This is a genomic window from Mucilaginibacter sp. SG538B, assembly GCF_013376065.1.
Classification (GTDB): Bacteria; Bacteroidota; Bacteroidia; order Sphingobacteriales; family Sphingobacteriaceae; genus Mucilaginibacter; species Mucilaginibacter rubeus.
In genome coordinates this window covers 699,724-724,117 of the sequence record NZ_JABMJI010000002.1, presented here as the reverse complement: position 1 = coordinate 724,117, position 24,394 = coordinate 699,724, and the positions used below count along the sequence as shown (strand labels likewise).

Annotated in this window: 22 protein-coding genes; 9 read left to right on the top strand and 13 right to left on the bottom strand. The window is 43.0% G+C overall.

The annotated features are described in order from the left end of the window. Positions 1–128: 128 nt before the first annotated feature. On the bottom strand, positions 129–701 hold the full coding sequence (locus FHW88_RS12550) for a porin family protein (RefSeq protein WP_176625773.1): 573 nt from the start codon (positions 699–701) through the stop codon (positions 129–131). Positions 702–893: 192 nt separating this feature from the next. Here FHW88_RS12550 and FHW88_RS12545 point away from each other — a divergent pair, with 192 nt between their 5' ends. The 5 genes from FHW88_RS12545 to FHW88_RS12525 all read left to right on the top strand — a co-directional run bounded on the left by FHW88_RS12545 (position 894) and on the right by FHW88_RS12525 (position 5,604). Next, entirely contained in the window at positions 894–1,109 is a 216-nt protein-coding gene (locus FHW88_RS12545; RefSeq protein ID WP_090532134.1) for a hypothetical protein, read from the top strand. Positions 1,110–1,172: 63 nt separating this feature from the next. Then, positions 1,173–2,924: a S41 family peptidase gene (locus FHW88_RS12540; RefSeq protein WP_317171367.1), complete on the top strand. Its 1,752-nt coding sequence runs from the start codon at positions 1,173–1,175 to the stop codon at positions 2,922–2,924. A gap of 129 nt (positions 2,925–3,053) precedes the next feature. Continuing rightward, entirely contained in the window at positions 3,054–3,560 is a 507-nt protein-coding gene (locus tag FHW88_RS12535) for a hypothetical protein (RefSeq protein WP_176625771.1), read from the top strand. 252 nt (positions 3,561–3,812) lie between these two features. Continuing rightward, entirely contained in the window at positions 3,813–4,688 is an 876-nt protein-coding gene (locus FHW88_RS12530; RefSeq protein WP_090532131.1) for a flagellar motor protein MotB, read from the top strand. A 373-nt stretch (positions 4,689–5,061) separates the two neighbouring features. Next, positions 5,062–5,604 carry a hypothetical protein gene (locus FHW88_RS12525; RefSeq protein WP_217633192.1) on the top strand — a complete coding sequence of 181 codons (543 nt, stop codon included), beginning with the start codon at positions 5,062–5,064 and terminating at the stop codon, positions 5,602–5,604. An 87-nt stretch (positions 5,605–5,691) separates the two neighbouring features. Here the strand turns inward: FHW88_RS12525 and FHW88_RS12520 are convergent, their stop codons facing one another. Beyond that, positions 5,692–6,129, bottom strand: coding sequence for a DUF5990 family protein (locus tag FHW88_RS12520; RefSeq protein WP_176625769.1), 438 nt, complete (start codon positions 6,127–6,129; stop codon positions 5,692–5,694). Positions 6,130–6,266: 137 nt separating this feature from the next. Here FHW88_RS12520 and FHW88_RS12515 point away from each other — a divergent pair, with 137 nt between their 5' ends. Further along, positions 6,267–6,923 (top strand): metal-dependent transcriptional regulator, encoded by a 657-nt coding sequence (locus FHW88_RS12515; protein ID WP_090532127.1) that lies wholly within the window; start codon positions 6,267–6,269, stop codon positions 6,921–6,923. Positions 6,924–7,009: 86 nt separating this feature from the next. Here FHW88_RS12515 and FHW88_RS12510 read toward each other — a convergent pair whose 3' ends face one another. Further along, positions 7,010–7,498, bottom strand: a complete 489-nt coding sequence (locus FHW88_RS12510) for a hypothetical protein (RefSeq protein WP_176625768.1) — start codon at positions 7,496–7,498, stop codon at positions 7,010–7,012. Between the two features lie 168 nt (positions 7,499–7,666). Further along, on the bottom strand, positions 7,667–8,650 hold the full coding sequence (locus tag FHW88_RS12505; protein WP_090532123.1) for a pyruvate dehydrogenase complex E1 component subunit beta: 984 nt from the start codon (positions 8,648–8,650) through the stop codon (positions 7,667–7,669). Positions 8,651–8,839: 189 nt separating this feature from the next. Between FHW88_RS12505 and FHW88_RS12500 the strand changes: the two genes are divergently transcribed. Next, a complete protein-coding gene (locus FHW88_RS12500) occupies positions 8,840–10,750 on the top strand; it encodes a DUF4153 domain-containing protein (protein WP_176625766.1) in 1,911 nt (636 codons plus the stop codon). Between the two features lie 9 nt (positions 10,751–10,759). Here the strand turns inward: FHW88_RS12500 and FHW88_RS12495 are convergent, their stop codons facing one another. Both FHW88_RS12495 and pdxA read right to left on the bottom strand, forming a co-directional pair. Beyond that, positions 10,760–11,947 (bottom strand): DUF5009 domain-containing protein, encoded by a 1,188-nt coding sequence (locus FHW88_RS12495; RefSeq protein WP_176625764.1) that lies wholly within the window; start codon positions 11,945–11,947, stop codon positions 10,760–10,762. A gap of 82 nt (positions 11,948–12,029) precedes the next feature. After that, positions 12,030–13,085: a 4-hydroxythreonine-4-phosphate dehydrogenase PdxA gene (gene pdxA / locus FHW88_RS12490; RefSeq protein WP_176625762.1), complete on the bottom strand. Its 1,056-nt coding sequence runs from the start codon at positions 13,083–13,085 to the stop codon at positions 12,030–12,032. Between the two features lie 237 nt (positions 13,086–13,322). Here pdxA and rsmA point away from each other — a divergent pair, with 237 nt between their 5' ends. Then, positions 13,323–14,102, top strand: a complete 780-nt coding sequence (gene rsmA / locus FHW88_RS12485; RefSeq protein ID WP_091167303.1) for a 16S rRNA (adenine(1518)-N(6)/adenine(1519)-N(6))-dimethyltransferase RsmA — start codon at positions 13,323–13,325, stop codon at positions 14,100–14,102. Between the two features lie 102 nt (positions 14,103–14,204). On the opposite strand, the gene FHW88_RS12480 is transcribed toward rsmA, so the two are convergent. Beyond that, complete coding sequence (locus FHW88_RS12480) at positions 14,205–15,056, bottom strand: DUF4198 domain-containing protein (protein WP_176625760.1); 852 nt, start codon at positions 15,054–15,056, stop codon at positions 14,205–14,207. Between the two features lie 59 nt (positions 15,057–15,115). Here FHW88_RS12480 and FHW88_RS12475 point away from each other — a divergent pair, with 59 nt between their 5' ends. Next, positions 15,116–17,095, top strand: coding sequence for a thiamine pyrophosphate-dependent enzyme (locus FHW88_RS12475; protein ID WP_176625758.1), 1,980 nt, complete (start codon positions 15,116–15,118; stop codon positions 17,093–17,095). A gap of 216 nt (positions 17,096–17,311) precedes the next feature. On the opposite strand, the gene FHW88_RS12470 is transcribed toward FHW88_RS12475, so the two are convergent. From FHW88_RS12470 to FHW88_RS12445, 6 genes are all read right to left on the bottom strand, one after another. Next, on the bottom strand, positions 17,312–18,964 hold the full coding sequence (locus FHW88_RS12470) for a hypothetical protein (RefSeq protein ID WP_218117188.1): 1,653 nt from the start codon (positions 18,962–18,964) through the stop codon (positions 17,312–17,314). A gap of 4 nt (positions 18,965–18,968) precedes the next feature. Beyond that, a complete protein-coding gene (locus FHW88_RS12465; protein WP_175490065.1) occupies positions 18,969–19,133 on the bottom strand; it encodes a hypothetical protein in 165 nt (54 codons plus the stop codon). Next, positions 19,133–20,365: an L-fucose:H+ symporter permease gene (gene fucP / locus FHW88_RS12460; RefSeq protein WP_176625756.1), complete on the bottom strand. Its 1,233-nt coding sequence runs from the start codon at positions 20,363–20,365 to the stop codon at positions 19,133–19,135. Before fucP ends, FHW88_RS12465 begins: the two co-directional genes overlap by 1 nt. 13 nt (positions 20,366–20,378) lie before the next feature. After that, positions 20,379–21,302, bottom strand: a complete 924-nt coding sequence (locus tag FHW88_RS12455) for an ROK family protein (protein WP_176625754.1) — start codon at positions 21,300–21,302, stop codon at positions 20,379–20,381. 18 nt (positions 21,303–21,320) lie between these two features. After that, positions 21,321–23,225: a glycoside hydrolase family 97 protein gene (locus tag FHW88_RS12450; protein WP_176625752.1), complete on the bottom strand. Its 1,905-nt coding sequence runs from the start codon at positions 23,223–23,225 to the stop codon at positions 21,321–21,323. A gap of 437 nt (positions 23,226–23,662) precedes the next feature. Further along, positions 23,663–24,379, bottom strand: a complete 717-nt coding sequence (locus tag FHW88_RS12445) for a hypothetical protein (protein WP_176625750.1) — start codon at positions 24,377–24,379, stop codon at positions 23,663–23,665. Between the last annotated feature and the right edge of the window lie 15 nt (positions 24,380–24,394).

The following is a 24,394-nucleotide window of genomic DNA, read 5'->3' as shown; positions in this document are numbered from 1 at the left end:
TCCAAAGGAGACGGTTTGGTGAGGCTTAACGTAAAACGCCCCTGCAGGTTAACCTGCAGGGGCGTTTTACGTTTCCAACGTTCGTGTCCTCACGAATGTCAATTAACAAGTCCTCACTAACTTCAAACTTAAAAAATCTTGAAGCCCACACTCAGTGCCCAAAGGTTTTGGCGTTTAGCAAAACTGTCGCTCACTTTGGTTAAGCCGCCCTCGTAACGCAAATCGGCAGTGATTGAACCTATATCAACACCGGCCCCGGCCTGGAAACCAATATTGCTTTTATTAAAATCATTGAATGCATTACCTACGTTATTACTTACGCTGGTGCTTTGATCAAGCGTGTAAGTATAAATAGGACCTGCCATAATGCGGAAGTTCAAATCTTTTTCGCCAAATGATTTACCAACCAATAACGGCACATTGAGGTTAGTGAACCTCACTTTACCGCTAAAAGCAGTGTTGTTATCATTTGATTCAAATTTACCGCCGGTGCCGCTCAGGTAAAGCTCTGGCTGTAAGTAAACGCCGTTGCCTACGCGGGCAAATAAACCAGCCTGGTAGCCGGTCAGGTTTTTGTCGTTAAAATTATCGGAGCCAATTTTTGAAAAATTGACACCCCCCTTTACGCCTAAAGAAAATTGTGCTTTTGCACTGATGCTTACAGCTATCAGCAATACTGCACTTAATAGATACTTTTTCATGATTTTCGATGTTAAATGTAAAGCCATAAACGCACGTTATCCTTTAAATTGTATACGGCCCTACGCTATTAATTTACTTTGGTTATAATCCGGCCCATATTTGAACCGTATTACGTATTATCAATACACGAGCCAAACAATTAGCAGTAGCAACTTGGTATTTTTTATATTTTTGCTGAAAATAAATTGAACATGGCTGAAATCAGTATTACCAACAAGGATTGGGAACGCGTAAAAATTAAGATTCAACGTAAATACAACCACCTTACAGACGAGCAGTTAAAATACAGCGAAGGACAGGAAGAAAGCTTGATTACCAAACTGATGGACCTGGTAAACCGAGATCGCAAATATGTGGTTTTTACCCTAAAAAAGGCCCTGGTTAATATTGATACCAACCGACTGTAAAATAGACACTGCGGTTATACAAACTGGATAGCTTTTTTGTATTTTTATTTTTTTCGAGGATAAATGATGAAACAGGGTTTAGTGTTCAAAAAAGAATACAAAAGAGCAGGCTTATTTGCAGGTATTGCATTGCTGGCCGCGGGCATAGTGGGTTTTAATGACGACCTGTTCCAGATCTCGAAGAACCTTGATGTTTTTGCCTCTGTTTATAAAGAGGTTAATATCAATTATGTTGATGATATCAATTCGGCCAAGCTGGTAAAAACCGGTGTTGATGCCATGCTCGATGGCCTTGACCCTTACACTGAGTTTGTACCCGAATCTGAAATTGAAGACTATAAGCTGCATTACGTAAGTACCCAATATGGCGGCATTGGCGCCAGTATTTTTTTGCGTAACGGTAAAGTATTTGTATCGGAAGTGTTTGCGGGCTTCCCGGCCCAAAAAGGAGATGTACACCCCGGAGATCAGCTCCTGAAGATAAACGATGTTGACCTTAACGGCAAAAATAATGACCAGGTGAGCCAGCTGCTGAAAGGCTCAAAGGGCGCGGCCATAAAATTGTTCATAAAACGGGATAATACACCTCAGCCATTTGAAAAGAACCTGGTTCGTGACGAGATCAAACAGCCCAATGTATCGTACTTTGGCATGGTTGATGGCAACATGGGGTATATTAAACTGGATAAATTCCTTGAAAATTCCGCTGCCGAAGTTACCAATGCGCTCGTCGAGCTAAAAAAGAAAAATCCCAACGGTATCATTCTTGATCTTCGCTCAAACGGCGGCGGCATATTACAGGAAGCCGTAAAAATAGTGAACCTTTTTGTGCAGAAAGATGTGGAGATCGTATCGCAAAAAGGGAAGATAAAGGAAAAGAACTTTACTTACAGCACCATCAGCGCACCGCTCGAACCCGATTTGCCTTTGGTGGTATTGGTAAACAGCCATTCGGCATCGGCAAGTGAAATTGTTGCCGGCGCCCTGCAGGACCTCGACCGCGCGGTGATTATCGGGCAGCGCAGTTATGGCAAAGGCCTGGTACAGCAAACTTTCAATTTACCATACAATAGCCTGGTAAAAATTACCATTGCCAAATACTATGTGCCTTCGGGCCGTTGTATCCAGGAGCTGGATTATACCCACCGTAAGGATGATGGCAGTGTGGTAAAAGTGGCCGATTCGCTGATCCATGAATTTAAAACAAAAAACGGCCGTTCTGTTTATGACGGCAGCGGTATTTACCCGGACCTGTTTATCAAACAGGAAAAATTTGCCAATGTTACCCAGGCATTGGTGGGCAAACTGCTGATATTTGATTATGCCACCGTTTACCACGATAAGCACGTTAAAATTGCTGATGCCCGTTCGTTTACGCTATCTGACGGTGAATACAATGACTTTATAAAATACCTGGCCGATAAAAACTATAGCTACACCACCGCATCCGAAAAATTGTTAAGCTCCTTAAAAGTTGAAGCCACCAAGGATAAACAGTTCAACGATATCCAGGCCGAGTATGAAGGCTTGAAAACCAAACTTATTGCCAGCAAAAAGAATGACCTCATTCAACACAAGGACGAAATAAAACAAGTACTTGAAAACGAAATAGCGTCACGCTATTACTATGAAAAAGGCCGTTACGAAACCAACTTTAAATACGATAAGGAACTTGCACAGAGCGTAAAAACCATGCAGGATAAAGCCCAGCTGGCATCAATATTAAAAGGCGAAGGCAGCTATAAAGTTATTGGAAAACCTGTATTGGCCATGGCAGCTAAAAAAGCAGCCGATAAAGATGACGACGACGAATAGGCTGAACACCAGTCTGTGTCAATTCAAAACACACATTGTATCCAATTAGTTACCCCTTGCAATAGGTAAGGGAGTTAAACTTTTATGGCCTGTTATTGTCATATACTTACAAGCAAACAATAACACCAAATGAAAAAGATAATTTTAACAGCTGCCATATTATTAAGCAGCTTAACCGTAAAAATAGCCGGCGCGCAAATAAGCTTAAATATCAACATAGGCAGTCAGCCGGCATGGGGGCCTGTAGGTTATGACCATGTAGATTATTATTACCTGCCCGATATTGACGCTTATTACGATATTAATGCCCATCAGTATGTTTATTTTGATAATAATGTTTGGGTTCATGGGGCTATGTTGCCGCCACGCTTTGGCAACTTTGATGTTTACCGCAACTACAAGGTAGTAGTTAACGAGCGCACCCCTTGGGTTAGGAATGATGTTTACAAACATAAATATGCCTCGTACAAAGGCCGTCATGATCAGGTTGTAATTCGTGATAGCCACGATGAAAAATACCGTAACCATTGGGTTGAACGTAAAACCATACGCAGGGTTGACGTAAAACAAAAATCAAACGGTAATAAACGCGGACATGATGGTCACGACAATCACGGCAATGGCCACCGCGATTAAGTTTTTGTATTGTTATAATTTTGATTGTTTTTATGAAGGACTGTCCCCCAAAAAGGACAGCCCTTTTTTCTTGCAATTCCCCTTATATCTTCCCTTAAGGGGCATAGTTGGCCTTCGGCACAAAAGTTGCCCCTTTATGTCACATTCCGGTTAACTTTAATAGTTTACCTGTATAGGTTAGCTATAAACGGACATTATATTCGTTACTTAGCTAACCGATTTATTGTTAAACGATTTAAATCAAATTACACTATGAAATATCGAATATCCATTTTGGCCCTGCTTGTAACAGCAGTATTAGGCCAAAGCTGTGTAAGCAGCAAAAAATACAAAGAGCTGGATGCTAATTACACACAATTGCAGAACAGCACCAAAGACCTGAGCATTAAATACCAAACCAGCGAACAGGCCCTTGCCGTGGCACGTGGCCGTAACAAAAGCCTTGAAGAGCAAATTGAGCAGCAAAAAACAAATGTAACCGCTTTGCAGGATGCCTTGAACAAATGTTTAAACTCAAGCAGCCAGGGCAATGTGAATATATCAAAGCTGGTTGATGAGATCAATGCTTCAAACCGCTATATACAGCAGTTGGTTAACGCTAAAAACAAAAGCGATTCGCTTAACATGGTGTTGACCAACAACCTTACCCGCTCATTAACTCCGCAGGAAACCCAGGATGTTGATGTAAAGGTATTGAAGGGAGTGGTTTACATTTCATTATCTGATAATATGTTATATAAATCAGGTAGTTATGAAATATCTGATAAGGCTGGCGCTACTTTAAGCAAGATAGCCAAGATCATTATGGACTATAGCAATTATGATGTGCTGATTGAAGGTAATACGGATAATGTTCCTATCTCGCAGAAAAACATCCGCAACAACTGGGATTTAAGTGCTTTACGTGCCTCATCAGTAGTGCAGGCCCTGCAAACCACTTACCAGGTTGATCCTAAACGTTTAACTGCCGGTGGCCGTGGTGAGTATAATCCTATCGCGGATAACTCAACCCCGAGTGGTAAAGCACAAAACAGGCGTACTCAAATTATCATAACACCAAAATTGGATCAATTTATGGACCTGATAGGCAAAGCACCGGCCGATCAGCCCGCGCCGCCTAAACAATAATTGTAGTTTAGCTATCAATTTCAAGCCACCCGGTTGGGGTGGCTTTTTTGTGCGGCTATTTTCGTATGTTTTTGCAGACAGTATTGCAAGGGCTGAAGCAGGGCGCCGGGAGGGCCGGAAAGCTTTTATTTTCCATACAATTATTAACCGAATGATAACAAAATACAATTTTTTTAATTTGGAATATTGCTCATTTAATTAAGACGGAAAATAACTAACATTTGCTGTGTTACAATTAATTGAGCTTGCTTCATTACACTAAGGTTGCCATTACAATGGCATTTGTTTTGAATAAATGGAGCAACAGATATTGAGACAGGTTAAACCATGGGCTTTAACCGTAGTCATATAAATATAACTTATTACACGCGTTATGAAAAAGATGATTTTATCGGCAGTTATTTTGTTAAGCTGCTTTACTGCAAAAATAGCTTCTGCACAGGTTAGTATTGGTTTAGGGATCAACATAGGCAGCCAGCCCGATTGGGGGCCTGTAGGCTATGATCATGTTGACTATTATTACATGCCTGATATTGATGCTTACTACGATGTGCCAACCCATAATTATATTTACTATGAAAACAACGTATGGGTACACCGCAGGTATTTACCTGTAAGGTATCGTAACTATAATGTTTACAATGGATATAAAGTTGTGGTAAATGAGCGTAACCCATGGATACGCAACGCATACTACAGGGATCATTATTCCGGCTATCGCGGCCGTCATGATCAGGTGATCATCCGTAACAGCCGTGATGTAAGATATGCCAATCACTGGCGCGGCGGCGATCGCGGATGGCATGGCGGTAACCCAAACAGAGGCGGATGGCACGGCGGCGGTGATCATGGTCATGGTGGCGGGCACGGTGGTGACGGCGGACATGGTCACGGTGGTGGTCACGGGCATCACTAATAAACATTATTATATAGCAAATAGGCTTCCTGACAAGGAGGCCTATTTTGTTTCTAAGGCATATCTATAAGGTCATTGAGGCTCAGTTTAAGGCATATTTACCTTCCAGCCTTCAAATGGTTTGACCGTAGCACAAATGGGACTGCCGTCTTTTGCTGTTCCCGGAAAGCTCGTTATAAGGAATGCAGTCGAATGGTGGCCAAGCTGGGTTATCATGTCCCAGGTTACTCCGGAAAGCGGAACTTTAACTCTGCGGCTCCAGCCTCCCACCTGGCCTGCATATTCACCAACGTCAATATAAAGGAATTGACTTGCGGGCTGTCCCTGTACAAACGGCCCCGAAAATCGAGGATCATTGATCTTCTGCGGATCGCTTTTTAATTGGATCGTCAGATTAAATTGGATATCCAGCCCATCGGATCGTTGTGTCTGAATGGTTTCATATCTGTCTCCGCTGCCCTTTTGAATTCCGAAATCTACCCCCGCCGGAGGATTTTGCAGAATAATACAAAGTTGAATATCCATATACAATTATAATTAAAACCAATCTTCAAAAGTTTTATCCGGAGTATTTTCTTTTAAGCTGAGGCACTACCTAACGTTCAGGATGTAATAAGCGCTTTACTTTTGCTTATGTTTGTGTTTTATCAAATTGATTACTGATGTATACGCTTTCGGAAGAAAACTATTTAAAAGCTATTTATCGCCTTGCATTACAAGGGAAGGATTTTAAAATAACGCCCACCGCCATTGCCGAATCGCTCAGCAATAACCCGGCCTCGGTGGTAGATATGATCCGTAAGCTTACCGAAAAACAATTGATAGAATATGATAAAAAGAATGGTGTAAGGTTAACCCAGCAGGGCTTAAAGGATGCTACATTAATTGTACGCCGCCATCGCCTTTGGGAAGTTTTTTTACTGGAGAAATTAGGCTATCACTGGGATGAGATCCACGATATTGCCGAAGAACTGGAACACATTAACGACGCCACCCTTGCCGACAGGCTGGATAAATTCCTGGGATTTCCTGAATATGACCCGCATGGCGACCCTATACCAAAGGCGAACGGTAAAGTGCCTAAATCCTATTCCGTAAGCCTTTCTGAGCTTAAACCTGGTGCCCAAAGCCATGTTGCCGCCGTGCGTGACACCAGCAGTTCATTTTTGCAATACCTTCAACGGCTGAACATAGGGATAGGAACAAAAATTCAGTTGATTGAAAAAATTCCGTACGACAGTTCGCTGGTGATAAAAATTGAAAACCGCGGGGATACCACGGTTTCGCAAAAGTTTGGCGAGAATATATTGGTGGACTAATTTTAGGTTAAAGGCGAAAGGATAAAGATGAAAGGTTCAGTTAATCTTTACAAAAAAAGCCTTTTGCCTTTCGCCTTTTACCTCTTTTATGGTTTCCCCGTTACTCTTGATGATTCGGCAAGTTCACCATCAACGTCTACATCAAAGTAGAGGCGGTAGATCTCCCATTCATTTTTGGGTTTGTAAAACATAAACGTCATGCGGGCCGGTTGGCCTTCGTGTTTAAGCAGATAGCTGTACAGAACCAGGCTATTTGAAGCCTTGCGTTGCATGATCAGGTCCTTGCCGAGATATTTGCCTATTACACTTCGCATGGAATCTATTTTGACAATAATCCCGGTAAGCCGGGTTGAATCCATCTGCTTGTTGCTTTTAAAAATGTCAATCACTGCACGGGCCGTGCCTTGCTTGTCGTATTCTTTAAAAAACTTATCAATAAAGGTTTGTACCCCGGTTACCGGAGCCGCGGCCGGAGTTGCCGCCTGGGTTTGTGCCAAGGCAACATTGCCGGTGAATACCAGCGCCGATACAATAAAAAATAAGGGTTTAAATGCTTTAAAGTAGGTGTATCGCATGTTCAAAAATGTTAATTTTTAAAAGTAGGCATTTTTTACAAATCCCCCAATAATAGCTATTAAGATGATTGAAATGTGGCAAAGCGGGCAACTAAAATAAAGTTTCTAAAAACAAAGAGCCCGGTATGAAATACCGGGCCCAATTGAATATTTTGTTTAAGAAAACAATTACTTGGTAACGTACATTACTTCTTTAACCGCTTTGATCACCCTTTCAGGGTTTGGCAGGTACTCCTGGATCAAAGTTGGAGCGTAAGGAAGCGGAACATCGCCACCCATGATACGCAGGATAGGAGCGTCAAGGTAATCGAACGCATCTTTTTGAACTTTGAAAGCAACCTCGGTAGCAATTGAACCTAACGGCCAGCTCTCTTCAATAATTACCAGGCGGTTTGTTTTCTTTACCGATTCAATAACTGTAGCATAATCGATAGGGCGTACAGTACGCAGGTCGATCACCTCAGCGTGGATACCTTCTTTTTCAAGTTCGGCAGCAGCAGCGATAACCACTTTCATGATCTTGCCAAAGCCAACTAAAGTAACGTCAGTACCTTCTTTAACAACTTTTGCTTTACCCAATGGGATATAGTAAGTTTCTTCAGGCACTTCACCTTTATCGCCATACATTAATTCCGACTCCATAAAAATAACCGGATCAGGATCAAGGATGGCTGATTTTAATAAACCTTTAGCATCGTATGGGTTTGATGGTACAACCACTTTTAAGCCAGGGCAGTTGGCATACCAGTTTTCAAAGCACTGGCTGTGCTGTGAGCTAAGCATACCTGCATTACCGGTAGGGCCGCGGAAAACAATCGGCACCGAAAACTGGCCGCCGCTCATTGACATCATTTTGGCAGCGCCATTGATGATCTGGTCGATAGCTACCAGTGAAAAGTTGAAAGTCATGAACTCGATGATAGGGCGTAAGCCGTTCATTGCCGAGCCGATGCCGATACCGGCGAAACCCAATTCAGAGATGGGCGTATCTATAACACGCTTTGCGCCAAATTCGTCCAGCATTCCCTGGCTTACTTTGTACGCGCCGTTATATTCGGCAACCTCTTCACCCATCAGGTATATATTCTCGTCGCTGCGCATTTCTTCGACCATGGCCTCTCTTAGCGCTTCTCTGAATTGTATTTCTCTCATTATAGTAAAATGATGTTTTTTTGCGAACGCAAATATAAACACTAATGTGTTAAATGCAATTAACCGTGGTATTGGTTTGATTTTTAATACATATATTTTACATTTTTCATCATTCTGCAAGAAGTAAAACCTCAAACCGAACCTCAAAAACACAAATAAATACTACATTAGTTCCTAAACCTCACACAAATGAAATTCCCGTCATTAAAAAACCTGTTACAAAGCGCGGTAAATACCATTAAACGTTATCCGTTTGAAACACTTTTTGCCTTAGCTGGCACCATAGCAGCTACTATAGAGATCGAACTTAATCACCTTAACCGTATAAGCGAAAACTGGTGCATGCGCACTATCATGATAGCCAACCTTGGTTTCCTGCTTAGTCTTTCAGCTACGCTGTACACGCAAAGCAAAGGATGGAAAACAACCAAAATAGTATTAGCAAAAATTGCAGCGGCTGTGATAGCTGTACTGTTCATATTTATTATTAATCCCCCCGAACGACAGGCAGATTATACCCGGTTCTTTCTGCTTAGCCTGGCTTTTCATTTAATGGTTTCTTTTGCTGCCTTTACCGGCAAAGGCCAGATACAAGGGTTTTGGCAGTTTAATAAAACTCTTTTTTTACGCTTTTTGGCATGTATGCTGTATGGCGTAGTATTGTTTGCTGGGCTGGCCGCAGCAATAGGAGCTACCAACTTTCTATTTAATTTTAAGTTTGAGTGGGATACTTATCAGATTTTATGGGTATGGATCACAGGGATGTTCACTACTACCTTCTTTTTAGCGGGAGTACCAACAAACACTCGCGCGCTTAATGAAGATGAAAGCTACCCCAAAGGCCTAAAGATCTTCACCCAATATGTGCTTATACCGCTTTCGACAGTATATGTAATTATTTTGCTGGCTTATGAGGTTAAAATCCTTATCGAATGGAAACTCCCTAAAGGCCTTGTATCAAACCTGATATTAGGTTATGCCGTATTTGGCATATTATCGCTCCTGTTGGTATACCCCATCCGCGAGCAAAACGAAAATAAATGGCTTAAAACCTATACCCGTAGTTTCTACTTTTTGCTCATTCCTTTACAGATATTGCTATTTGTGGCTGTTGGTACAAGAGTATTTAGTTATGGCGTTACAGAGTTTAGGTATTTTTTGATAGCACTCGCTTTGTGGCTGCTGTTCATTTCGCTTTATTTTTTATTATTTAAAAAGCAGAATATTAAAATCATTCCAATCTCACTCTGTATACTAACCCTGCTTAGTATTTATGGGCCACAAAGTGCATTTACCATGAGTATGTATTCGCAAAGGGGTATGGTGATTAGCTTTTTTAAAAAGCATAATGGATTTAAAGATGGAAAGCTGACACTTGTTGATAGCACAAAAATCAACATGAAGGAAGGAAGCCTCGGCGCAAGCAGGCTCAGCTATTTCATTTATCATTACGACCTAAAGGGCTTGCAACCCTATTTTAAAAGAGATTTAAACATAGTTGCTGATTCATTAGCAAAACAAAAGGGGGAGTACAACAACCTGCTGGTTGACAGGGAGGGGTTAAGGACTTTAAAATATCAATGGGCAAAAAAACAATTGGGCCTAGGCCGTTTCAGTGATTATTATTATCCCTTTGCTGAGACAACAACCGATTTTTCAGAGAGCGAAAGCTATGTGTTTAGTCAAAAAGAAAATATCACGGTTGTTAAAGGATACGATATTGAACTTTCAAGCAACCTGGGGGCAGATACTGTGATTAATAACTATAATGGCATCACTATAAAGCAAGTTTATTTTGCCGAAACACACAGGTGCAGCTTAATGCTTAATAACGATATAGTTAAATTTGATCCCATTGAGATTGTGAATAAAATGATGACCGATACTACTACGCTCGAAAAATATCGTAGCAAAAAGAATAAAGATAACCTTTATATGCCAAAAGGCTATGAGCTGCCAGCAAATCTGATGCAGGTAACCAGACAAACGCCCGGTTATACTGTAGTATTTCAATTCAGCAGTATTTACTTTGATCGTTCAAAAAAAGGAAACCCAGATATAAAAAACTTTAGTGGAACATATCTCATCAAAATAAAGTAAACAGTCAGCTTATATCTTAATCCTGATATTGATTTTATCCAATAACCCCGTAAGCCATACCATTACAAAAGCAAATACAATGCATTTAATAAGCCCACCGGTGCCCTGGCTCAGATATTCGGGGTAGCCTATCCTGCTCATTTCGTATATGGGATAAAACAGGAAGGGCACTATGTAACAGGTAAAGGTGTTGGTGCCGGCGGGTTCTATCACCTTAAACCAGTTGTATTTGTTTTTAACATCAACCAGGAAAATAAAGAAGGCGTATACCACCAGGCTTATCCCGGTGCAAATGAGCACCCATGAAGGGGTGTCGCGTTCTTTGGAAATGCCTCCGCTAAAATAGCGTACTATAAAGCCGAGGTTAAACAGGATTATAGCAATCAGGATCATGGCCACCCAAAGCATCTTCATTTCGTTATTGGCCTTGAGGCGCATGTATAAGACAGAAATAAATACCCCTGCCATGGTGAACGACTGCATAGCGCCATTACCCGCAATCCAGATATAGCCCTGCAGCTTGTCGATAAAATCGAGAAAGCCGAAGTGCACATCCAGGTTAAAGAAAATGAAGAACATCCAGGCCGCCAGCTGTACCCATAAATGCCCGTCGGAATAGTAATAGATAAGCGCGCAAAGCATGTATGACCAGCCTATCAGGCCTAAAATACCCCACCAGGTAAAGTGAAGCCAGGTATGCCCGGGGTCGCTGGTACGATAGAGGGCTGCCATGCCTGCAAGCAACAATATACCGAAGCCCTGTAACATATAGCGTTTAGTGGCTGACGTATCCTTGCCGTAATCTAAAAAAATGAAGAAGAAACTGAATGTAACCAGGCTTTCCCAAACGGGTTTGGGTAACAAGGTGGCAGCTTCATTGTAGGTTTCCATGTTAGCATGAAAAAAACCTATAAAAATGAGCGCGAACGAGCGGCTCACTATTCGTGATAGTAGCTTGAAATTGTCGCCCTGCTTTAACCTGTTTTGAAAAGCAAAGGGAATTGAAAGCCCGACTATAAATAAAAACGCGGGGAAAATAGTATCTGCCAAACCCAGCGCATCAACATTTGAGCCCGCGTGTTTAAGCCATGTTGGGGTATTCGGAATGCCATCCAGGTCATTCACAAATATCATGAGGAACATTGTTACAGCGCGGAATGCATCTATTGAACGTATGCGGCTAAGAAAATTATTCATTCAGTCATGTAAATGCAACAAGCAGCGTAAATGTTTTAATTTAACGGTAATTAAATTGAAACATTACTATTACAAGGCTTTTTTAATCTCTGTCGCGGCTTAGCTTGCTGAATAAAAGTGGATTTTCATTAAGTTCGAGTCCTTCCCTGCGGTTCTTGACAATGTGGATAGCTGTAAACAGCGCTTCGCGGAAGGAGACCTCAGAAGCCTGGTTTTTTCCCGCTATATCATACGCTGTGCCATGATCGGGCGAAGTGCGCACAAAGTTTAGCCCGGCTGTAAAATTAACACCTGTTTCAAAGGCGATCTGTTTAAAAGGGATCAGGCCCTGGTCGTGATACATAGCCAGTACGGCATCAAACTGAAGGTAAGTGCCGTTGGCAAAAAAGCCATCGGCCGAGTACGGGCCAAATGCCAGGATATTGTTTGAACGGGCTTCTTCAATAGCGGGTATAATGATATCTTTTTCTTCGCTGCCGATAAGGCCGTTATCGCCGGCATGCGGGTTAAGCCCCAATACCGCAATTTTTGGCTTGCGCACCCAGAAATCATTTTGCAAGCTTGTGTTCATTAGCTTCAACTTGGCCAATATTTTTTCGGCGGTAATGCTTTCGGCAATTTTTGATACCGGTATATGACCTGTAACCACGCCAACACGTAATGTATCGCTCACTAAAAACATCAGCGATTCGGCGGCTCCATCGTATTGCTGTAAATATTCGGTATGGCCGGGAAAGTGAAACTGCTCACTTTGGATATTGTCTTTATTGATGGGAGCGGTAACCAATGCATCTATATAACCTTCTTTCAGGTCATAAACAGCGCGCTCCAATGATTTAAAAGCGTACTTGCCTCCTGCTTCCGTAACCTGCCCTATATCAATCTTTACATCTTCCTCCCAACAGTTGATCATGTTAGGTTTGCGGAAATGAGTTTGTGAAGGATCATTGATCACCAAAAAATTGAGCTCATTAACCTGGGTTGCGCGACGGTGGAACGAAGCCACTTTGGTATGCCCGTAAACAATAGGCGTACAATAATCATAAATCTTACTATCGGCCAAAGTTTTAATAATTATCTCTAAACCGATGCCGTTTACATCGCCAATGCTGATCCCAATTTTTAATTTATCGCTCATTTTTATATATTGATTTCACCGTTTAGTTCGTGATTTCACCGATTGCCCAATGATTACACAGAATTTTAACAGTGATGATTATTAATGGTTTATAAAAGCTCAGTACTTAAAGCAAACCTTTTACCTTTAACTTTTCGCCTTTAACCTATCTTTACACCTGCAAATAAAAGATTTTAAGCTTATAGTTCCTGATAAAAGCACAAATATGATTTAATTTGCTCAAATATTTGATTAATAATGACATTGGTAAGGGCAAAAAAACATTTAGGGCAACATTTTCTTACTGATAAAAACATAGCAGCAAAGATAGTTGACAGCCTGAAACCCGAAGGGCGTTTCGGCCATGTGCTTGAGGTGGGGCCGGGCATGGGTGTACTGTCTGATTTTCTGCTGCAAAAAAGCGAGTACGAAACATCACTCATTGATATTGATACCGAATCGTACGATTTTCTGAAAAAAAAATACCCGCAATTAGGTACCCGCCTTATCAATGCCGATTTTCTGGAGCTTGATTTTAAAAGTATTTTTCCGGAAAATTTTGCCATTATCGGTAATTTCCCCTATAACATCTCATCGCAAATACTTTTTAAGGTGCTTGACAACCGCCAGCAGGTGGTTGAAGTAGTGGGCATGTTCCAGAAAGAGGTTGCTGAACGCTGTGCCGCCAAACCAGGCAGCAAGGAATATGGTATACTCAGCGTGTTTTTACAAGCCTATTATAAAGTGGAATACCTGTTTACGGTGAAGGCCGGTGTATTTAATCCTCCGCCCAAGGTGCTTTCGGCAGTGATCAGGCTTACACGCAACGATAAACAAACACTTGATTGCGACGAGAAGCTATTTTGGCAGATAGTAAAAGCGGGTTTTAATCAGCGCCGCAAAACCCTGCGCAACGCCATATCATCACTCATCAACAAAGAAAAATTGACTGATGAACCTGTCCTCGATCTTCGTGCGGAAAGATTGAGTGTAGAGGATTTTGTAAAACTTACTAACGCGGTTTCAGCGAGCAGGTAGGTAATTAAGGTTTCAGTCCCCTCCCAATCACCGACAAAAGGGAAGAAATGAGGTCTCTATATTTTTAACCCGCTACTAAAACCTGCAAATGCTGCTAAAAAATCAATGCTTATTTCCAAATCCAAATTCCCTGTATGAATTTGGCACATCATCGGTATTGCTGAAGGCAAAGGTGAAAGTAGTGCTCCAGTTTTCATAATCGGCTTTTTTATCCTGCGATGGTTCAACATGGGTTGAACTGACCATATATACCCCCTCACGGCTCAGCTTAAAAAATACCAGGCCGTTGCTGTCGCTCAATAATTTTTGCGGAACGATGGTGCCGTTCAAAGTACGTACATATTGCATCACCACAGCATCCTTCATAGGTTTACCTCTAAAAAGCACTTGAGCGGTAACATCATCGCCATAACTTGATTTATAGGGATTTTGTTGTATTACAATTTCATATTCCTCACCCAGGGGTTTATCAAAGTCCTTACCGTTAGCTTTATCAACAGAAATAAGGGTTTTGCTTGACTGGTGATACTTTTCAACAAAGTATTGCTGACTACTGGCCCGGGCTTCTTCGGCCATTTTATCAAGGCCTTCACTTTCAAGCGCCCTGATAAATTTATTCCTTTCCGATTCTGTTTCATCATCCCTTACCAGTTCAAAAAGTGCAAGCCCAGAGTTTTGCAGCTCATAAGTAAGCAGACTGCTATCGGCGGAGTTACTGACTTTTGAAAGATCTGTTTTCTTTGAGCCTTCATACAGCATAAATTTAGTTGCCTTTGCTGTGGCAAACTTAAATTCATTTTCGGGTTTAAACTCGTTGCCGCTCAACAAATGCAGGTTAAGCTTATCGCCTTTGTGAACGTAAAAATTATGTGGCAATAAGAAAAAATCCTGCGAACTGGCCGCAAAGTCGATCATGAGCAGTAATATAATGATGAAAATAGAGGTGCGCTTCATAGTTTTTGGATAGTATCACCAAACATACAAAGTTTTAAAAACTTCAGTAGTTTTACGTTATGATTTTTGACAGGAAAAACCTCGATAATGATACTTTGCTGGCATTTTATAAAAAAATGCTGTTTCCGCGCATGGTTGAAGAGAAGATGCTGATCCTGCTGAGGCAGGGCCGCATTGGCAAATGGTTTTCGGGTATCGGCCAGGAAGCCATAGCAGTTGGCAGCGCCCTTGCTATGAATGCCGACGAATATATTTTGCCTATGCATCGTAATCTCGGTGTTTTTACATCGAGAAATATCCCCTTGTCGCGGTTAATGGCGCAATGGCAGGGCAAACCCTCGGGCTTTACTAAAGGGCGCGACCGCTCCTTCCACTTCGGTACCCAGGAGTATAAGATCATTGGGATGATATCCCATCTCGGTCCGCAGCTTGCCCTGGCCGATGGCATTGCCTTAGCGGATGTATTATCGGGTAAAAAAAAATCAACCCTTGTTTTTACCGGCGAGGGTGCTACCAGTGAAGGGGATTTTCACGAAGCACTTAACATAGCCTCTGTTTGGAAACTGCCGGTAATATTTCTGATCGAAAATAATGGCTACGCCCTTTCAACCCCAACCAGCGAACAATATAATTGCCGCGAACTGGTTGATAAAGCCGTAGGCTACGGTATTGAAGGCCGCCGTATTGACGGCAATAACCTGCTTGAAGTTTATAACACCATAACCTCACTTAATAAAGCTATTCGTGAAAATCCGCGCCCTGTTTTGCTGGAATGTATGACCTTCAGGATGCGTGGCCATGAGGAAGCATCAGGCACCAAATATGTTCCCACTAATTTATTTGAATGGTGGGCAGGAAAGGACCCGGTTACAAACTTTGAAAAGTACCTGATTACCGAAGGGGTTTTGTTTAAAGACATGATCACTATTATCCGTAAGGAGTTCGCCGCCCTTATTGAAACCGAAATTGAAAAGGCTTATGCCGAAACAGATCTTATACCGGATGTGGCCACCGAAGTGCAGGATATGTACAAGCCTTATAGCTTTCCTGCTGTACAGCCAATATCATCGCCGGCTACCAGTAAGCGCTATATAGATGCCATTAGCGACGGGCTTAAACAAGCTATGCGCAAACACCCCAACCTGGTGATCATGGGGCAGGACATTGCCGAATACGGCGGCGCTTTTAAAATTACCCAGGGCTTTGTTGAGGAGTTTGGTAAGGCCCGTGTACGCAATACGCCCATTTGCGAATCAGCAATTGTTGGTGCAGGCATGGGGCTTGCCCTTAACGGTTACAAAGCTGTGGTTGAAATGCAATTTGCCGATTTTGTTACCTGCGGCTTTAACCAGGTTATTAACAACCTGGCAAAAACGCATTATCGCTGGGGGCAGAGCGTTGATGTGGTAATACGGATGCCTGCGGGTGCAGGTACCGGGGCAGGCCCCTTCCATTCGCAAAGCAATGAAGCCTGGTTTACCAAAACTCCCGGCTTAAAAGTGGTTTACCCGGCTTTCCCGGCAGATGCCAAGGGACTCCTGCTTGCTGCCATTGACGATCCTAACCCGGTAATTTATTTCGAACATAAATACCTGTACCGCAGTATCAGCGCCGATGTGCCCGATAATGATGTAATGATAGAGATAGGCAAGGCTAATGTGATTAGGCAAGGCGAAAAGGCCAGTATAATTACATTTGGTCTTGGTGTACACTGGGCATTGGAGTATGCAGACAAACATCCCGATCAATCCATAGAGATCATCGATCTGCGCAGTCTGCAACCCTGGGATCAGGAACCGGTGGAAACCAGCGTTAAGAAAACAGGCCGGGTGCTGATTTTGCATGAAGATACGCTTACCAATGGTTTCGGCGCCGAAATTGCGGCCCATTTGGCCGAACATTGCTTTAAATATCTTGATGCTCCTGTAATGCGTTGTGGTAGCCTCGATACAGCCATCCCCATGAACAAAGCTTTGGAAGATCAGTTTTTGGCCAAGGCGCGATTGGAAGAAAGCATGGAACGGCTGCTGGCTTATTAGCAGGGCCCCCGAGCTATACTTCTATTCCTTTAGGTTTCATGTAGCGCTGGGCAGCACCGTTAAATATTTCGTTAACTCTTGATCTTAACTGATTATTGGTGATCAATTCGGGTATAATAAAAGACTATACTGCTTATCTAATTGCCTTTGGGTTTAAGTAAAACACTTGAGTTTTTAGAAGAAGCATAACCATGGTTAATATTTTAAGTGTTTCAATTATTTTTCAATAAAAAAGGATTGTTCAACGGGTATTGCTGTTTGCAGTTTAGGCTCACGATTGTTGCCATATTGCCAGGCTACCACGGTAACTTTTACCGGGAAACGGCTGCACGGGGGGATAGCTGTAATATTTAATGTATTGCCTGATAACTCCGCCGGGCCTTCTAATATATAAAACCCTACAGGCACCTGTGCATCTGAGCTGGCATCCAATTTTATTCCCTTTGCATGTGCCTTTTGGTTAGGGACCGGTAAAAATGTAATATGCTGTTCCCTCCCTGCTGTATTGTGTGGTGGCACAAGCATTTGTGATTGCTGTACGGCCGGTTTATACTCAGCATCTCCAGCATGGGTAGCAGCAAACCACAACTCATAACTATGCGGGTTCTCCCAAAAACCGGCCTGCCGGCTCAATCTGAAAGTGGAATCATTTATCTTGATAACCGGGCCTGTAATGCGGTTAATAGCAATAGGAATATTCCCGGCAGCATGCCCTATAGCGGAACCAACCGGCATGCCAGCCCAAACAGGTAAGCGGGGACTGCCCCCGGGCACCGTATCATAAAATGCAGCATGGAGTTTAAAAGTGATGCCATCGGCTTCAGGTTCAAATTTCAGGTTTACTTGCTGGTGCGTATTACGCTGTTCAACCATCCCGCCATGCTGTACATAACCTATGAGCTGTGGTTTTTGATTACGATGTTTTGCCTGGTAGGTTATTGTTGCCCGTGCTGTTTCTTCATCAAAATACCAAAAGGCTTTTGAAGCATCGCCATTATACCTGCCTACCGGTGCTGCATCCGCGGCGGGCAATTCATTATAGCGCCATTTATCAACCAGCCAGCCGGTTTTTGTCGGATCGATATCAATCAATTTCGGAACGGTACCCAGAGGTACATTTTTTGGCAAGCGGTACTGCATGGCTTTTTTAATGTAGAAGGCCAGGTAACCGGTTTTTTCAGGCGTGGCAGCGAAATGCCCCTGTGCAGGGTTGGATAGCATACTCAACGGCAGCAACGGATGTTCCTGTCTTTCTTTTAATCCTTCATCGCTCCAGGTGTTGGCAGCTTCGTATTCGCCCATTGTTTCCAAACAAGGGATATAGTCCAGGCTTTGATCTTTACGCCAGATATCGGGAGCAAAAACGTTTCTTACATATGGCCATTGCCCGCTTACCGAGATGCAAGCAAGCGTACGCGAAGGGTTCCATGCACCAAAATAATAAGGTGCGCTTGCCGCTGCCGAATGCCCGATAGGGATCACCGGCGCTGTTTTCAATTCGCTATAACCTGAAATATCAGCGAGGTCATTGATCAACGTGTTAAACTGATCTCCGGCGCCCTCATTAAACAAAAACTTAAGATTGAAAGCCGGGCTAACCCAAATCTCCGCAACACCCAACTTGCCCATTTCCTTTCTGAATTGAGGATCTTCCAATATGGATTGCTCCTCCATATTGTTCTGGGCGAATATGACCGCCTTCACTTGCTTACAATTCGGCGATATCCATAAAAAAGCCCTTGACGGATCCCGCTTGGTACCAGCAGGCTTAACCGCCACAGACCATTGCCAAACAGCCGCTTGTGCTACCGGCAGATCTACCAACATCAGCGAGCTTAAAAAAATAAAATAGAGACAATACCTTCTCATAATTTTAATTCAATACAATTTCAGCATCGGCGCTTGCCGGCATATTAAAACACCATTGTTTATTGAAGCCCTGGTTTACCGGCTCGGCTTTTATCGTTACATTATTGAGTGTGATAGTATGGTGTGCAGGCAATATGTGGGTTGATATGTTTCTCCGGGCACTTTTCATTAGTGTTTAACTTTATAAAATTTAGCGCCGAATAAAAAGATCACCGCGTAGCAGATGATCGGAAGGTAATAAGCGTGAGCGACACTATGATTGGCTATCTGCCCCATTATCATTGGAAATACCGCGCCTCCTACTACCCCCATCGCTATAAAAGATGAAGCCTGTTGTGTATGACTGCCCAGGTTTTTGATCCCCAAACTAAAAATGGTGGGGAACATAATGCTAAAAAAGAAGTTGATCATGAGCAGGGCGATGTATGACGTCCAGCCCAGGCTCTGTGCAACTATCAGGCACATTAAGATGCTGCCGCAGGCAAATGCCGCTAATAATTTATTGGGCGCTATATAAGTCATTAATGAAGTGCCCACAATACGTCCCAGCGCCATCATCCCCATAAAAATAATCATAAAGTAACCGGCCTTTTCATTACTGAAATGCATAATATCCACACCGTAGTTGATAAAATATGCCCAGGTGCCGGCCTGTGCCGCCACGTTAAAAAACTGTGCCGCAACTGCCCATACAAAATGCGAATGCTGATATAGTTTTTTTGATGGCTCCACGTCCACGTTAACCGCATCAGGATCGATGGCCGTAGTTTCTGCATGAGGATCTGTTAAAACCGGAATTTTCAAAAACATAAAAGCAACCGCTATAAGTATAATCACGCAACCAATGGCCACATACAGCGTTTTTACAGAGGTAAGATCGGTTGAACGCACCGTGTCCGAACCTAAAAGGAAATAAGAACCGATGGCCGGACCGATCATGGTACCTACCGCGTTAAATGTTTGCGCGAAGTTTACACGCTGGTCGCTCCGGCGCTGATCGCCCAGGGCGGCTGCAAAGGGATGCGCAACAGTTTCTAAAGTAGCCATACCGCAGCCCATAATAAATAAGGCTATCCTGAAAAAAGTAAATGAAGCCGCGTTGGCTGCAGGGACAAAAAGAAATAAACCCAGGGCAAATAAAATCAGGCCCAGGATTACGCCCGGTTTATAACCAAACTTCTTTAGAAAATATCCTGCGGGGATACTCATAATAAAATAAGCCCCAAACACGGAGAACTGGATTAAGCCGGATTGAGATTTGGAGAGATTAAGCACATTTTGAAAATGCTTGTTCAGCACATCGCTCATGGAGTGCAGCAATCCCCACATCAAAAACAGGGAGGTAACAAATACAAAGGTTACGATGAATTTTTTCTCGGTAAAAGCTGGTTTATTGGTCATATTGTTGTTAAAATTAATTACCTGGATGATTGGCGTTAAATAAGATATTAAGTCCTCGCCTGCTATCAAAAGCCGCAGCAGCACCCATCAGCGCCGCGTCTTCTCCCAATAAAGCTAATTTTATTTTTAAACTTTCAGCATATGCTGTTAACCTGGCGGTAAGTTCATCCAGAAACATGCCCGACGCTTTTGCGATATTGCCACCAATAACAATCACATCAGGACCTTCGGTTTGGATAATATCCCGGAGGAATAACGACAGGTTGACCGCAAACTCATCAAAGATGTTCCTGACCACAGCGCTGTGTTTGGACATTGATATCAACGAGCTCACTCCGGTAGCGGACAGTCCGGTTGTTTCATGATATCGCCGTAAGAACCATCTTGTAGAGAAATAATCATCTGCAATGCTATCTTTATAAGGTCCGCCGCCCAGGTTTAAATCTTTCACAATGCCATCAATGCTCAAAGCTGAACCAAACCCTGTGCCCAGCGTAAGCCCAAGAACCTTACGGGAGCCGGTGCCTGCTCCCGCTACAACTTCCCCTTGTAAAAATGCTTCGGCATCATTTCGGAACAGGATATCTGCAGCATCTATCCCGAGCTGTTCCGACAAGTATAACTTAATATTTAAACCATAAATGGCCTCATACTTATGCAGGTCTTTGATCAGTGAAATCCCATTTTCATAATCAAATGGGCCAGGCATGGCCAGGGCAACCTGCTGAGCCGGAGATCCGAATTTTTCATAAGCCTGTGTTAATGCTTCCGCCCAGGTTTTAAGTATTTCAGTTGCCGTTCCATGGGAGTCCACAGTTAACCGGGTACGGGTATCTCCAATGATCATTTTTTTTTCCAGATCAATGACCGCTGCTGTAATATGCGTACCGCCGATATCTGCACTGATTACATAATTATTTTTACGCTGTTGACTCATGTATGATATATATATGGATTATTTTTCCGGAGTGAGGTACACCGCCTCTCCGCCTGATGGCAGCAGTGTGAATTTTAATACTGTTTTACTATTAACACTTTTACTGCTGACCCTAACATGCGTCTCAGTATTCACCGACGGGTCATCGCTGTAAATAGTCGCTTTATACTTTTTACCGGGTTCTAAAAAATTCAGATCAAGTTTAATTTCACGAGCATCATTGTTGGTGATAGTACCTACAAACCAATCTTTTCTGCTCCTGCGGGCTGTAGAAATGTATTCGCCGGGTATTCCCTGCACTATTTTTGTTTCGTCCCATGTGGTTGGGATCTTGTCCCAAAATTCCAGTTCGGGCTCATTATGCTCCGCCGACGGCTTGTCATACCAATACAGGGTTTGCAGCGGGCTGTAATAAATCGCGGCCAGCGCCAATTGATGGGCATGGGTAGTTTTAATACGTTTATTAAAATAACAGAAGGTATAATCGGCTGCTCCGGCAATATACCGCGTAAAAGGCAGTACAGTATTGTGCGTGGCATCGGGCATTTCCTCGTTACCACGGATCCCTTCGGCCGACATCAGGTTTGGCCAGGTACGTTGCTCGCCGGTTGGCCGCCAGTCGTCATGAATGTTTACCATGATTTGGGCAGCGGCCGCCTGTTGAATTGCTTTTTCCACCCAGGTTGTCCAGCGGTGAGAGCCCTGCTGCACAAAACCAAACTTTACGCCTTTAACTCCCCATTTATGATAAACAGCAAATAAACTATCACTTTGGGCCAATAAACCTTGCTGATTAACATACAACCAAACGCCAACGCCTTTATCATTGCCATATTTGATTATACCGGGCAGGTCAAAATCAGGTATAGCAACCTTGGTAGCATCCGAGCTAAAGCTAAACGCCGGTCCGTACCATTTCCAATCAAACAGAATATATTGCAGGTTATGCTTTACCGCGAAATCAATAGTTGTTTTTGCCTCATTTGTTGTCATGGCCATTACCCGCATGATCTTACCGGGTTTAATCCAATTGGTGTTAGCTATTGCCGATGGCTCATTAAGATTCAACATCATGTAATTATGTTCAATCAGGTCACCCGGTTTTTCAGCTATCATGATTGCCCGCCATGGCGTGCCTACAGGCGAGATGAGCTGCGCCCCGCCAAACATAGAGGTTACCAGGGTGGATGGCTTATCGGCACTCAGCTTAAATTTGGTGCGTGCATAATCAGTTAGTTGTGCTTCCCCCAGCGCTGCAAAAAGGCCGTTAGGCAATTCGATGGTTAACGGCCGTTCGCTTTCGCCGGGCCAGTTTTTTAGCGGCAGTTTGTAATATGGCGCTTGTGCCCAATTGGCAAACCAGGCCTGGGTGCCTTCAGGCAGGTGAAACTCGGTGTTTTCCGCAGTGATGTTGTAGTAGGTTCCTTTAGGGTTTTCGGGGAAATAATACCGGAGCGCTACCCCTTCGTTATAAACCCTTACCTGAACCTGCATTACATAAATGGGATTGTCATCCTTTACCAGCGTAATATTCATTGCGTTGTAATGATCCCTGATCATAGCCCGCTCTCCGGTAACTGGTGCCCATGTGGTATCATGCCGGGAGGAATCAACGCCAGTGGTCAACAGGTTTTCGCACCAGTTTTTATGCTGATCTACCTTCAGCGCCATTGCTTTTTCTGAAAGGTTATTATCCAGTTGCAGATCGAGGACCGACTCCAGAATTACCGGTTTGTTTTTATAATCCACGCTATAGTACATGGCACGCTTCCCGGCCTCAACTTTTTGACGGAACCTGAATGTTATATTTTTATCCGGCGACCGAAGGCTAAGTACAGAATCTTTTATTCCCTGTCCCCGAACCACACTGATAAAGCAGCTTAACCATAAACCCGTAATCAATATTATTGCGTTTTTTTTCATGTCAGATAGTATTTATCCAGGTAAGACAAATAATTTCGCGATTTATAATCATATGAAAAGCAATTAGCAGTAATAATTATAAAGAGGATTTGGATCTTACTGATAGATAGTATATTGCAGATAGGTAAGGGTAGGTAAATAGGAGCTAAAAAAGTGAGAGCCTGACCTGTGCGAGCATGTGCAAATTGAACCGGCCACTTTTAACCGCCCATTGGCAGCCTTCAAGGTTGAATTTCGGCCCATGGTATGATTCTCCTTCCGGAGAGTTCATCAAACTCTCATCTTAAATGCCCGGGCTTGCCATAAGCTCTTAACGTTGCAAAAGCCTAACCGGGAGGAGCGTTGTTTCATGCACGATTCAAGGTTTGCCCGATAGGTAAACGTAATGGGCAACAGTGCCACCCTTGCTTCCTGAATAAAAATAATTTGATAAGCACTTACGCAGCATTCGAAATATACTTCACCAGGCTTCTTTTGGCCACCGGCAGCAGTGTTTGTTCAAGCGGAAAAGTGATATCGCTGTGTACATAGTAAACCGCGGGGTTGGGCATAAACTTGTTCCGGTTTATGAGATGCAGTTTAATACTTTCGGGGGTATTGGTGATACTTTGTTCGTAGGCATCAACAAAAGCTACGTTAATGCCCCGGTATTTATCATCCTTACCTTCAAAAATAGTGATCTGGTACTCGTAGATCCGGTTGGTGCGTTCTTTGCCATTCTGTAACGAAAAATAACCGTGATAGGGCATTAAAGGGATAATGCCTACGGGATCGATATTCACATGGCTTTCTACAAAATCATAAATGTCCCTGCCGGTTTTTATAGCCGGGTCCATTTTGCCTAAGGCATAGGTAATGATCTGCTCTATCTCCCGCATGCTTTGATCATCCATAATGATCTTTTGATAGGTAAGCTTTACTGCGTCGATATCAGCCTGTGTTAAGCGTTGCGGAAAGGCCTGCTGTAGCAGCGATTTATTTTTTTTAAAATCGATGAGGTTGTTATAATGAAATATCAGGTCGGCCAGGTTGGGATATAACCGGCTGTTATCAAAGTGACTGTTAATTTCCTGCAGGTAGCTTAACAGGATATATTTTTTGTATTCAAAATCAATATGACCTTCAATAAACCAGTTTGCGCCTAATTGCCTCATTTTTCAGCCTCCTTT